Source organism: Aureispira sp. CCB-E (assembly GCF_031326345.1).
In the GTDB taxonomy this organism is placed as follows: domain Bacteria; phylum Bacteroidota; class Bacteroidia; order Chitinophagales; family Saprospiraceae; genus Aureispira.
On sequence record NZ_CP133671.1, the window covers coordinates 940263 to 952959 of the forward strand.

A 12697-nucleotide genomic window follows, 5' to 3' on the forward strand; every position below is an offset into this window, starting at 1 on the left:
AAAATATCAAGGATATGGATCGACCAGATTTTTCAAAAATAGATATTACCAAGCCGTCTAAATATTGTAACCCTACTGTTGAAGGAAAAGAGCAGTGGGAAACGTCTGAAAAAATAGACCTCAAACAAATTTATACGGAAAAGGATACTAAAGATATTCCACACCATCAGTTTACTTCGGGCTTGCCTCCGTATATAGGAGGTCCTTATGGAGGGATGTATGCCATACGTCCTTGGACTATTCGTCAATATGCAGGTTTTTCAACAGCAGAAGAGAGTAATGCTTTTTATAGAAGAAACTTAGCTGCGGGACAAAAGGGTTTGTCGGTGGCTTTTGATTTGGCAACTCATAGAGGTTATGATTCTGATCATGAACGTGTTGTTGGTGATGTTGGAAAGGCAGGAGTAGCCATAGATAGCGTTGAGGATATGAAAATTCTATTTGACCAAATTCCCTTGGATCAAATGTCCGTATCCATGACGATGAATGGAGCTGTATTGCCTATTATGGCATTTTATATTGTTGCAGCAGAAGAACAAGGTGTGGATCAAGTGAAATTGGCAGGAACGATTCAAAATGATATTCTAAAAGAGTTTATGGTGCGTAATACGTATATTTATCCACCTGCTCACTCAATGCGAATCATTGCTGATATTTTTGAGTATACGTCTCAATTCATGCCGAAGTTTAACTCTATTTCTATTAGTGGTTATCATATGCATGAAGCTGGTGCGCCAGCAGATATTGAATTGGCTTATACATTGGCGGATGGGCTAGAGTATATCCAAGCAGGGTTAAAGGCAGGATTAAAAGTAGATGATTTTGCGCCTCGTTTGTCTTTCTTTTGGGGAATTGGGATGAATCATTTTATGGAAATTGCTAAAATGCGTGCTGGACGAATGCTGTGGGCAAAATTGATTCAACAATTTGAGCCTAAAAATTTAAAATCCTTGATGTTAAGAACGCATTGCCAAACATCGGGCTGGAGTTTGACAGAGCAAGATCCATTTAATAACGTAGCTCGTACTTGTATAGAAGCAATGGCTGCTGTATTGGGAGGAACACAATCATTACACACCAATTCTTTTGATGAAGCGATTGCTTTGCCAACTGATTTTTCAGCTGGAATTGCTAGAGATACGCAGATTTATATACAAAAAGATACAAAGGTAACCAAGGCAATTGACCCATGGGCAGGTTCTCATTACGTAGAATATTTGACCAATGAGTTGGTACACAAAGCTTGGGCGCATATTCAAGAGGTGCAAGAGTTGGGGGGAATGGCAAAAGCAATTGAAACTGGCGTTCCTAAAATGCGTATCGAAGAAGCTGCTGCTCGTAAACAAGCTCGCATTGATAGTGGAAAAGATCAAATTATCGGTGTCAATGTTTTTCAATTAGAGAAGGAAGATCCGTTAGATATTTTAGAGGTGGACAACAAGGCCGTACGATTGTCTCAAATCAAGCGTTTGGAGGAAATTAAAGCAACAAGAGATACTCTGGCGGTAGAAACGGCTTTAGCAAAAATTACTGCTGCTGCAAAAGCAGGAAAAGGCAATCTTCTTGCCTTGGCAGTAGAGGCTGCGCGTGTCCGTGCTACCTTGGGAGAAATATCAGATGCCATGGAGGTCGTTTTTGGTCGTTACAAAGCCAATACTAAATCTATTTCTGGTGTATACTCTAAAGAAATTGCAATGGATGATAACTTTAAAAAAGCACAAGCTTTGGCTGATCAGTTTGCTAGTTTGGAAGGGCGCCGTCCTCGTATTATGGTAGCTAAATTAGGGCAAGATGGGCACGACAGAGGTGCTAAAGTCATCGCTACTAGTTTTGCTGATTTGGGCTTTGATGTAGATATAGGACCTTTGTTTCAGACACCTAAAGAGGCCGCAAAACAAGCCGCAGAAAATGATGTTCATATTTTAGGCGTATCTTCTTTGGCTGGTGGGCACAAAACATTGGTTCCTGAAATTATAGGGGAACTAGAATCATTAGGACGCCCAGACATTTTGGTAGTTGCTGGTGGTGTTATTCCTGCACAGGATTACGATTATTTGTACGAAGCAGGTGTAGCAGGGGTATTTGGTCCAGGAACTGTCATTGCTAAAGCGGCTAGTGCTATTTTGGATATTTTGATAGAGTCTGTGGAAGAATAGTTATAACCATAAAATACGATGAAGGCGAAAGGGATTTTTTTTAATATACCAGGCTATGGACATGTAAACCCAACTTTACCAATGGTAAAGGAATTGGTAGCGAGAGGGGAACAAATTGATTACTGTTGTACAGAGGAGTTTCGACCAGCCATAGAACACACAGGAGCTAATTTTATCCCTTTCCCTGATGAATTGGTACATGTTACCAATGATAACGTCAATTTGTTGGAGATTTTTGCAGATTTGATTGAGACCTGTTATGAGGTGTTGCCACAAATAGAAGCCATTATTCTAAAAGGGAAATATGATTACCTGTTGGTAGATATGTACACGCCTTGGGGACGTTTGTTGGCAGAAAAGTTGAATTTGCCTTTAATTTTGTTTTTCCCTTCCTTTGCATTGCACCCAAAAATGAAAGAACCGCCCAATTCTAAATTACAATTAATAAAGAGTCTGGGGCGATCATTGAAGAATGGCGTGCGGTTGTTTGCAATTTATAAAAAAATACAAAAAAAATATGGCGTACCTTCTGTCAATGTATTGCATTTTTTGAGTGCAGAAGTAAGCGAACCTTGTATTACATTTACCGCAAAAGAATTTCAACCTCAGTCCGAACTTTTTCCTTCTAACTATCTTTTTACAGGACCTAATATTGACATAGAAGCAAGAATATCCGATTCTAATTTTTCTATAAACAATCCAGAGAATAGAAAAATCATCTATATATCTTTAGGGTCAGTGGTTGTCCGAAAGGAGTTTATTAAAATGTGTATAGAAGCATTTAAAACTTCTAAATTTTTGATTGTTTTAAATATTAGTAAATATTTAAATGCTTCAGACTTTCAGGTTCCGTCACATATTATACTTTGTAATTTTGCCCCCCAATTGCAAGTGTTGGCAGCAGCAGATTTGTTTATAACGCATGGAGGTATGAATAGTGCACACGAAGGGATTTACTTTGAAGTGCCGTTATTAGTATTACCACAATTTGGTGACCAGTTTTTAGTAGCACAACAAGTGGTTGAACAACAGTTGGGCGTTTGGTTAAATCACAAGACACTATCGGCAAAAAAACTGTTGAGAACGGTAGAGGAAACAATGGAAAATCAAGTGATTAAAAGCAATTTAAAACGCATGAGTAAGGCTTTGAGAACGGCGGGCGGTTTTAAGAAAGCAGCAGACGAAGTTCAGGCATTTATACAAAAGTGTGTTTTGGTTAAAAATTAATTGATTTTCAGCATTACAAAAGAACTAAAAAGCACCATCTTTTGTTCTCTAAGAAAAGAAAATAGCCAGCCCTAATCCCCACTAAAATAAATTGCAAGAGCATGAATGTACCACACAGAGATTTACCTCGAATTGTTATTATTGGATGTGGATTTGGAGGGCTAAAACTAGCCAAGAGTATTAATACCAACCAATATCAAGTAGTTCTTTTTGATAAAAATAATTACCATACCTTTCAACCTCTTATGTATCAGGTAGCCAGTGCTGGTTTAGAACCTGATTCTATTGTTTATCCCATTCGGAAAGTATTCAACAAAAAAGAAAACTTCCATTTTAGGATGGCAGATGTCCATGAGATTGATGCCGAAAAAAAACTATTGCACACCTCCGTTGGGACATTAGATTATGATTATCTAGTGATGGCAACAGGTGCCGTTTCTAACTTCTTTGGAATGGAGAATGTAGAGAAGCATTCGATGCCTATGAAAAGCTTAGTAGAGGCCTTAAATTTGCGCTCGGTTATTCTGCAAAATTTTGAAAAAGCGTTGAATAGTTCGGATGTACAAGAACAGGATGCCTTAATGAATTTTGTTATTGTAGGTGGGGGCGCAACTGGGGTAGAACTAGCTGGTGCTTTGGCAGAACTAAAACGGTATATTTTGCCCAAGGATTATCCTGATTTGGATATTAGAAGAATGCAAATTCATGTAGTCCAAGGAGCCGATCGTTTGCTACCTGGTATGAGCGAAAAAGCATCGGCAGATTCAGAACGTTTCCTTAGAAAAATGGGGGTCAATGTTTGGTTGGACATACGAGCCCAAGATTATGATGGAACAACGGTATATACCAACAAAGAGACGTTTAAAGCGAAGACATTGATTTGGACAGCGGGAGTTAAAGGGGCACCAACAGCTGGGTTAGATGCTAGTCAAACTACAAACATGGGGCGCGTTTTGGTCAATGAATGGAATCAAATAAATGGTTATAAAGATGTTTTTGCGATAGGAGATGTGGCTGCGATGACTTCAGAAGAGTTGCCTTATGGGCATCCAATGTTGGCGTCTGTTGCTGTACAACAAGGAGTACACCTTGGCAAAAACTTCAACCGCTTAGCCAAAGAAAAGGAGATGTTACCCTTTGTTTATAAAGATAAAGGAACAATGGCAACGATTGGGCGAAACTTAGCCGTTGTCGATATGAAGCGGCTTAAATTTGGAGGTTGGTTTGCTTGGCTAATGTGGATGTTTGTTCACTTGATGTTATTGGTTGATTTTCGTTCTAGATTAGTTGTTTTTGTGAATTGGGCATGGTCTTATTTCTTTTATGATAAAGGAACCCGCCTTATCGTTAGAAAAGTTAAAAATAAGGCGGTAGTAGATTGTTTGGAAGATGAGGTTCCTGCTTAAAAACTAAAAGGCTGTTAATGAGCTTCTTCGCCAACCTAAATTTGTTTTAATGTAGATATAATTGTTGTCCCAACTAATATCCCCTGTATTGCCATTGGGATCAGAGGAATTAGTAGGGGTGTACGATTGTCGTAATCTGAATTGGTTATAACCATTATTACCATTAATATCGAATAAGGAAGTTGGAGTTAGCGTATTAACACCAATAGAAGAACGACCACCCAAGCCGCCTGATAGATAAATACTTTCAGTACCTGTCGAAATTCTCGCAACATCTCCTGTTACATGAACCGTTTCGGAAGGAGATTCTAGGCGAAGTTCATTCAAACCGCTATCGTGGTATAACCAATTATCAAAATTGCTACCATCGACAATCAAGCGTTGGTCGCTGTTAATCATGATATTGCCATTTACATGTAATTGAGCAGAAAAATTAGGTGTAGTATTGATACCGACCCTTCCTGTTGCGAGGATACGTACTCGTTCTGTATTGTTGGTTCGAAACACCAAGTCATTGGCATCTGTAGTCCCCAAGAAATGGAGGCTTGGATTGGTGGCTGTATTTCCAGTTAATTGCCACCCTGTAGTGCTGCTTATATGCTGCCATGTAAGATTGCCCAAACCGTCAGTTGTCAAAACTTGTCCATTACTACCATTCCCAATAGGGAACTGATAAGAGGTATAACGAACTTCTCCTGTTGTTGCATTCCGAAGTTGTAAAACTTGACCTACCATTGCACTGGCACCAATGTCAGGAGTGGCAATTCTCAATTCATTTAAGCCACACCAAATACTAGCGTTATCTCCATACATCAAAGCAAAAATAGTAGCACCATTGGTAATGTTAAATCCATAGTCTCCAGAGGCATCTTCAAAGGTAAGTGCTTCTCCATTGCAATTGACAGTGGTTCCATGCGTCAAGTTTCCTCCTAATTCAATATTACTGCCAACTAAACTAAGCCCATTGTTACCTCCTGCATTAGATTTCAAAGGTGTCCATAAGCTGCCGTTCCAGTAATAAAAACCAGTGCCATTACCACCCGTTACCGTTGGATTTGTATTCCAAACCAAGAGCCCCGTAGCAGGCATATTAATAGGTGTGGTCGTATTCGTAACAGCAACCAGAGAAACGTGAGGTAATAAGAGACCTCTATTGGGATCTGAGATATGTACTTTTGCGCTAGGGGCAGGTGTATGGGTGCCAATTCCAACATTTTGTGCATTAGAGAAGGTAGCGAGGGAAATTCCTACAATAAGGGAAATTAATAGCGTTTTCATAGCTGTATGGTTTGATGATTTGTAATAATGGTTGATTCTTTTCTTGAAAGAAATTTGCATTAGATAAAATATGAGGGAATATAAGACCAGACCTAAAAACAGTCGTATATTAGTTTAGTTTTAGTCTTATATTTTCTTTTGTTCTATAGAAAGGGGCTAGCAGAGTTAAGTCATGAGGTGCAAGAGGGCATTTTTCAAATTCTAAATGAGTATTGATTTAGAGATTTTTGAGTGCTTTGGAATTAATAACTTAAAAAAGAAGTCATTTTTGTATAATGTTGATAATTAGGTTGATATGTTTTGTGAAAATGATCTTGTAGAGGTGCTAGAAAGAAGAAAAGGGAAAACGCAAAATACTAAAACCCCAATATCTAATGCGACTTCACGTATTAATTTAATATTAAATAGAATATGAAATCTAAAGGAGTATTTTTCAACATCCCAGGACATGGTCATGTCAATCCAACGTTGGCTGTTGTTAAGGAGTTGATAGAAAAGGGAGCTGTAATTGATTATTATTGTACTGAGGAATTTCGAGAAAAAATAGAAGCCACAGGAGCCAATTTTAGAGCAATGCCTCATGAGTTACTAGCTGAATCGACTCTAAAGAACTTTAGCTTGTTAGGTTTTTTTGCAGATCTATTAGAGGCGACAGAAGTGGTAATGCCTTACTTATTAAAAGAGATAAAACAGCAAGAATACGATTATGTACTGACTGATTTATTCGCTGTATGGGGGCGTTTGGTGGCAGAGCAAGTAGCGTTGCCAATCGTTGTGTTTTGTCCTTGCTTTGCTATTCGTAGGGGGGTAAAAGATCCACCTAATTCTAAACTCCAAATGTTGGGAACACCTATTAAAACCTTTGGACAGATTAAAAGGATAGGGCGTAGTATGAAAGTCTTAAAAGAGACCTATACTCCTTATAAGATTCATCAATTAGATGATTTTCTAGTAGGAGATTTAGAACTCCCTTGTGTGGTGTTTACAGCAAAAGAATTTCAACCTCAAATAGAATTGTTTCCTGATAATTATTTTTTTTCAGGAGCTACCATAAATGTGCATAGCACCCCAAAAGAGGAAAGCTTTCCTTATGATAAATTAGAAAAAGAAAACAGACCCATAATATACATTTCTCTAGGATCCATTTTATCCGATAAAGCATTTTATCAAAAGTGTATTCAAGCCTTTGCAGAAACCGACTACATGGTCGTGATGAATATTAGTACCCAGTTGAGAATAGAAGATTTTGAGGCTCCAGATAACTTTATTATTTGTAACTATGCGCCTCAATTAGAGGTCTTGTCTAAAGCTTCTTTATTTGTAACTCATGGAGGGATGAATAGTGCACACGAAGGAATCTATTTTGAAGTTCCCATGCTTGTCATTCCTCAAGTATCGGATCAATTTATGGTTGCGAAAGCCATACATGAGCAACAATTAGGAATTTGGTTAAGTAAATATTGGTTGACGGCAGCCAAACTCAGAAAGGCTGCGGCACAACTAATGGAAAACAAGATCATACCCCAACACCTAAAAAAGATGAATCTTGCTCTTAGGCGAGCGGGAGGGTATCAAGCTGCTGCTGAACACGTACAGTCATTAATTCAAATAACCCCACCTTTTCAGAATGTTTAAATTACTTGTATATAGTTCTTTTTTATGCCTCGTTTTTTTTATGCTGATATCCTGTACGCACGATGCCGACCAGTATAAAATACAAGGAATTGATGTTTCTCATTATCAAAAAATTATTGACTGGGAAACAGTTGCACAGCAAGATAAGATACATTTTGCTTTTATAAAAGCTACTGAAAGTACAGATTATCAAGATTCAATTTTTGAAAACAATTGGTCAAAAGCCAAAGAAGTTGGCTTAATAAGAGGAGCGTATCATTTTTTTAGACCAAATGTTAGTATTGAATGGCAAATCAAAAATTTTACGCAACAAGTACAGTTAAGCAAGGGGGATTTGCCACCAGTTTTGGATGTAGAAGATTTTAAGAATGTGAGTATGCCGACTTTGATTGAACGAGTGCGACTTTGGTTAAGTTTTGTAGAGGAACATTATCAAGTAAGACCTATAATATATACTTCCTTAAAAGTTTATGAACAACATCTAAAAGGAGCATTCCCTGATCATCCTGTTTGGATTGCTCGTTATAATCGAAAAGAACCACCTCAAGATATAAATTGGTTGTTTTGGCAATATAGCAATACGGAAGAACTCGAAGGAATTGTAGGTTATGTAGATAAAAATGTATTTGTGGGGACACGAGCAGAATTACAAGCTTTGTGCATACCATAAAAAAAAGGGCAACCTTTTGTTGCCCTTCTAGCAAAATTGTGGTTCTCTTTTGCTTGAAGCGAATTCATTACTCTTTAATTGAAGTAAAATATTCCGTTTACCAAAGGAGCAGTGAGCTATTATCTTGATTAATTTTAGTAGAATAATCTTCCTTCTCTTTAGGTGCTCAATCCGCTAAAATAAACCCTAAAGTTCCTGCAATTACTCAACAGAATGGTACAAAAATCAAGGAATAGCTCACATTTCCTCACTCAAAAAACTGTTATTAAAGTACGGTTTTTATTTGGGGGATTGAGTTGGTTTGGGCAATCCCTGGTTGGTTATGGTTATTTTTCTTTGGCTTTTTTCTTTGCCAATTTTCGTCTTTCTTTAGCTTCTTTTTGCAATTTTTTAGCCGCTTCTTCCATCGCTTTAGCCTCCTCTTTTAATTCTTTGGCAGTACGTTTTTCCAATTTTGGAGCCGCAGGTGCTTTTTCTTTTTCAACAATAATAACTGGCTCATCAGGACTAGGTACTGTGTAGACTCGTGTTCGGTTGTGATTATGGAGACGCTCTTTTAGTTTTTCTCTAACTTCTCGATCAAGGTCAATGCGCATTCTAGCTAAATCCTTTTGTAGGGCTTTCATGTCATCCTTGAAGTTTTTATCAAGGATAATAACATCCAAATCATCCAAAGCGTCTTTGATTTCATCGTCAATATCTTCAAGTTCTACTTCTTGCATTGCTTTTTCAATATCAGCTTCGATTTTATCCCAATCTACTTTTTCTAGGCGTTCCAATTCTCTTATTCTTGCTTTAGAATGTTCTCTATGTCTCAATCGAGCAACTTCCTCTCTTGCTCTAGCAATCTCAACTTGAGCATTGGCCATTTCTTGTTGAGCATTGGCCATCTCTCTTTGGGCTCTAGCCATTTCTTCGTGCATTTGATGTCTTAGTTTCCGAGCTTCTTGTGTACTAGAAATAACTTCATCGTCATAGCATTCTATTGTTTCCTCAAAATTCTCAGACTGAATTTTCAAGTATTTTAAATTTTTATTTTCAGCAACTCTAAAGATAAATTCCATGGATTTAAAAGAACCACTAATATCAAATTCATAGTTATTCATGCTAGAACCACAAAACAAACTATCCGTTTTAAATTGCCCTTTGAATCGTTTGATTTTGTTATTATTATCATAATTCAGAATCTTTACATCCATATGGATCCCATAATTAGCGAGCTCTGTTTTTAATTTTTGAATTTCTTGTTCAGAATTCTCTTTCCGAATTTCCAATGTATATTCTGTAAACGTTTTTTTCGGTCCCAGAGAATCTAGGAAATCAACTTTTTGAGCCAACAATGGAATTTCAGGAGTCTGCTCTAGAGAAGTTAATTGTATAGGTTGAATGGGAGTTGACGAATGGTCCACCTTAGTAATAATAGGCAGGGGGATATTATCAGGAATAGCATCTTGCAATACAATAGTATTTGGGGGAGTAGGCGCAGATATGTGATGTTCTGCTACACGAGGAGGCTTAGTTGTGGTCTCCGTTTCAGAAATTGGCGTAGGTGTATTAGAAGGGTTGAACCAACAAACAATGCCAATAGTTATTATACCTATAATCGATGTACTCATAATCCAAATTTTTTGATTAGTCCATAAAGATGGTGACGCTTGGGCATGAATAAGTTGTTGCACCTCTTCGAGTGGCATCTCCGATTGCATAGACTTCCGAGCTTGCTCAAACAAATGATCCAAATTCTTATTCATAAGCTAATGTTGTTTTTGGTGACAGAATTTTACCTAATTTTTGTCGTCCTCGTGCCAGTCTTGCCTTGACAGAAGAAATACTACTGTTTTGTATCTCAGCAATTTCCTTGATGTTGTAACCAGATATCTCAAATAAAATTAAGGCTTCTTTTTGAGCGGCTGGTAAGCGATCTAATGCCTGATATAATAACTGTACATCTTCATTTAGCTCTGGGCTAGTAGGTGCAACAATTTTTTCAGCTTGTTCTGTATTAAATAAACCCCAAAATTTTTTGCGTCGCTGCAGACGACGAATTAGGTTGCGCGCAATACCAAACAAAAAATAATTAAAGGATGCTTCTTTTTTTAACTTGTCCAATTGCTCATAAGCTATCAATACTGTCTCACTAACCAAATCTTGTGCATTAACAGGGTCTCTCAAAATAGACTCGCAGTAACGCAACAACTTGGTATGATTCGGCTCATAAAGCCGTAAAAAGTATTGTTGTTTTTGGTGATGATTCATGTAGCGAATTGAACAGTTTTTTGTTTAAGAACTTATGCTCTTTCATAAGTCCGTACATCTATAAGTGCCATAAGATTGCTCAAAAGTTACATCGCAATCAAATTTTTTCGATAAAAAGTCAAAATAATTCGTTAGGAAACCTGAAAGTGTACTTTTTTTAGCTTGTAATAGTTTGATTTTGATGTTTTTGTGATGGGCTAGTAATTGGGTTTTTTATTTTTTAATTGAACTAACTTGACTTCTTTCTATTTTTGTTTTATTTTTATAAATGAACGGTCGGTCATAAAAATAATAAGCATGACAAAAAAAGAAAAAATCATACACGCAGCTTTGAATTTATTTGCAAAGCATGGATATACAGAGACATCTATAAGTAAAATTGCAAAAGAGGCAGGGGTATCCAAAGGTCTTACCTATAATCATTTTCAGAACAAAGAAGATCTATTAAGGGCAGTTGTTGGTGAAACATTGGGGGAGATGACACAATCTTTGATGGATCTAGAAACTTTACAAATGGATCAATTACTACAAGTCTATTTCCAAATGTTGAAGTCTAAAAAGGATCTTATACGGTTATGCACCTTATTGGTGGTACATCCAGAAACTCCCCAAATTGTCAAAGAGATGCTAGGCAAACAGCAAGTAGAGTTGTTAGATACTTTTACACATCTCTTAATGAATCCTGCTCAGCAAGTATCAGATATAGAGGCTAGGATTTTACTCGCTACTTTGGATGGAATTACATTAGAATATATTACAACAGAAGATGATGTTTTGTTAGGTGAAATGGAAAAATACTTAGTGAGCAAGTATAGTCATTAGTCTATTAAAAACATGCAGGAGTGTAGCTAACTACTAAATATTAATAATAATGAAAAATAAAAAAATCCTAATTTCTGGTGCAGGTATAGCTGGATTAACGCTGGCTTATTTTTTACAAGAGAATGGTTTCAAACCTACTGTTGTAGAAAAGGCTAGTGGTTTGAGAGATGGTGGGTATATGATTGACTTTTTTTCATCTGGAGTACATGTAATTGAACAAATGGGATTGTTGGATGCCTTGAAAGAAAAAGATCATGGTTCTTCCATTGTCAAACAATATACAGATAAAGGCAAGAAAAGTATGACATTGGATATTTCAGCTTTTAGAGATTCTCAAAAAGGCAAACTATTCAATTTTTTGAGGACGGATTTGGTAGATGTGTTGTACCAAAAAGTGAAGGGAGTAATTGATTTGCGCTACAAGACATCCATTCATGAAGTAGAAGAAAATACTAATGGCATTGGGGTAACTTTTGATGGAGGAAAAAAAGAGCAGTTTGATTTATTAATTGGGGCAGATGGTATTCATTCAAATGTTCGAAACTTAGTGTTTGATGCTAAGAATGTAGAACAACTGTTCTTGGGATATTATGTAGCTGCACTAGAACATAATGTGCCTTTGGAAATAAAAAAAGAAGAGGTTTTGGCAATGATGGTTCCTAACTTACAGGTTATGACGTATACTATAGATGAAGCTACTTTGGAGCAGAATTCTAGTGTTTTCGTTTTCAAAAAAGAAGAGCGATTACCTCGCATGAATCATCAAGAACAAGTGAAATTACTCCAAAACGAATTTAAAACCTTTTCCCATCCAGTACCTGAAATTTTAGAGACGGCTGCGAAACTAGATAAAATTTATTTTGATGAAGTTGCTCAAATTAGAATTAATGGAAGTTGGGCAAAAGGGCGAACGGTATTAATTGGAGATGCTGCATATTGTGTCACTCTATTATCTGGACAAGGAGCCTCCATGGCAATGACAGGAGCTTATTTATTGGCTCAAAAATTAGTAGAATCAAATGGGGCGTATAAGGTGGCATATCAAAAATTTGAAGAAGAATTAAGACCATTGATTCACTCATTACAAAAGAAAGCCGTCAAGAATATAGGCTCTTATTTGCCTTCTTCTAAATTTTCGATGTGGATTAGAAATTTATTGGCTCCAATGTTATTCAAAAAACCATTTGTTCCTTTAGTTACAAAACAATTAGGTGCCGTGAATTTTTTTGAAGAGACGAAAATTTAAT

The 12697-nt window shown here is 36.9% G+C and carries 10 protein-coding genes; 7 read left to right on the plus strand and 3 right to left on the minus strand.

What is annotated here, in order from left to right:
* Positions 1-14: 14 nt before the first annotated feature.
* The 3 genes from scpA (at position 15) to QP953_RS03625 (ending at position 4789) form a co-directional block, all read left to right on the plus strand.
* Entirely contained in the window at positions 15-2156 is a 2142-nt protein-coding gene (gene scpA / locus QP953_RS03615; RefSeq protein WP_309553995.1) for a methylmalonyl-CoA mutase, read from the plus strand.
* 18 nt (positions 2157-2174) lie between these two features.
* A complete protein-coding gene (locus tag QP953_RS03620) occupies positions 2175-3383 on the plus strand; it encodes a macrolide family glycosyltransferase (RefSeq protein WP_309553996.1) in 1209 nt (402 codons plus the stop codon).
* A gap of 101 nt (positions 3384-3484) precedes the next feature.
* Positions 3485-4789, plus strand: a complete 1305-nt coding sequence (locus QP953_RS03625) for an NAD(P)/FAD-dependent oxidoreductase (protein WP_052598461.1) — start codon at positions 3485-3487, stop codon at positions 4787-4789.
* Between the two features lie 3 nt (positions 4790-4792).
* Here QP953_RS03625 and QP953_RS03630 read toward each other — a convergent pair whose 3' ends face one another.
* Positions 4793-6067: a hypothetical protein gene (locus QP953_RS03630; RefSeq protein WP_309553997.1), complete on the minus strand. Its 1275-nt coding sequence runs from the start codon at positions 6065-6067 to the stop codon at positions 4793-4795.
* A 411-nt stretch (positions 6068-6478) separates the two neighbouring features.
* Here QP953_RS03630 and QP953_RS03635 point away from each other — a divergent pair, with 411 nt between their 5' ends.
* Both QP953_RS03635 and QP953_RS03640 read left to right on the plus strand, forming a co-directional pair.
* Entirely contained in the window at positions 6479-7702 is a 1224-nt protein-coding gene (locus QP953_RS03635; protein ID WP_309553998.1) for a macrolide family glycosyltransferase, read from the plus strand.
* A complete protein-coding gene (locus tag QP953_RS03640; protein ID WP_052598458.1) occupies positions 7695-8372 on the plus strand; it encodes a glycoside hydrolase family 25 protein in 678 nt (225 codons plus the stop codon). Before QP953_RS03635 ends, QP953_RS03640 begins: the two co-directional genes overlap by 8 nt.
* A 326-nt stretch (positions 8373-8698) precedes the next feature.
* Here QP953_RS03640 and QP953_RS03645 read toward each other — a convergent pair whose 3' ends face one another.
* Positions 8699-10123: a hypothetical protein gene (locus QP953_RS03645; RefSeq protein ID WP_309553999.1), complete on the minus strand. Its 1425-nt coding sequence runs from the start codon at positions 10121-10123 to the stop codon at positions 8699-8701.
* Entirely contained in the window at positions 10116-10628 is a 513-nt protein-coding gene (locus tag QP953_RS03650; RefSeq protein ID WP_052598456.1) for an RNA polymerase sigma factor, read from the minus strand. Before QP953_RS03650 ends, QP953_RS03645 begins: the two co-directional genes overlap by 8 nt.
* A 297-nt stretch (positions 10629-10925) precedes the next feature.
* Here QP953_RS03650 and QP953_RS03655 point away from each other — a divergent pair, with 297 nt between their 5' ends.
* On the plus strand, positions 10926-11450 hold the full coding sequence (locus QP953_RS03655) for a TetR/AcrR family transcriptional regulator (protein WP_052598455.1): 525 nt from the start codon (positions 10926-10928) through the stop codon (positions 11448-11450).
* A gap of 49 nt (positions 11451-11499) precedes the next feature.
* Positions 11500-12696 carry an FAD-dependent monooxygenase gene (locus tag QP953_RS03660; protein ID WP_309554000.1) on the plus strand — a complete coding sequence of 399 codons (1197 nt, stop codon included), beginning with the start codon at positions 11500-11502 and terminating at the stop codon, positions 12694-12696.
* The last annotated feature ends 1 nt before the right edge of the window (position 12697 follow it).

Bases quoted from the DNA above. Each gene is read 5' to 3' on its own strand.
- scpA (WP_309553995.1), top strand. From the start codon at position 15: ATGGATCGACCAGATTTTTCAAAAATAGATATTACCAAGCCGTCTAAA.
- QP953_RS03620 (WP_309553996.1), top strand. From the start codon at position 2,175: ATGAAGGCGAAAGGGATTTTTTTTAATATACCAGGCTATGGACATGTA.
- QP953_RS03625 (WP_052598461.1), top strand. From the start codon at position 3,485: ATGAATGTACCACACAGAGATTTACCTCGAATTGTTATTATTGGATGT.
- QP953_RS03630 (WP_309553997.1), bottom strand. From the start codon at position 6,067: ATGAAAACGCTATTAATTTCCCTTATTGTAGGAATTTCCCTCGCTACC.
- QP953_RS03635 (WP_309553998.1), top strand. From the start codon at position 6,479: ATGAAATCTAAAGGAGTATTTTTCAACATCCCAGGACATGGTCATGTC.
- QP953_RS03640 (WP_052598458.1), top strand. From the start codon at position 7,695: ATGTTTAAATTACTTGTATATAGTTCTTTTTTATGCCTCGTTTTTTTT.
- QP953_RS03645 (WP_309553999.1), bottom strand. From the start codon at position 10,123: ATGAATAAGAATTTGGATCATTTGTTTGAGCAAGCTCGGAAGTCTATG.
- QP953_RS03650 (WP_052598456.1), bottom strand. From the start codon at position 10,628: ATGAATCATCACCAAAAACAACAATACTTTTTACGGCTTTATGAGCCG.
- QP953_RS03655 (WP_052598455.1), top strand. From the start codon at position 10,926: ATGACAAAAAAAGAAAAAATCATACACGCAGCTTTGAATTTATTTGCA.
- QP953_RS03660 (WP_309554000.1), top strand. From the start codon at position 11,500: ATGAAAAATAAAAAAATCCTAATTTCTGGTGCAGGTATAGCTGGATTA.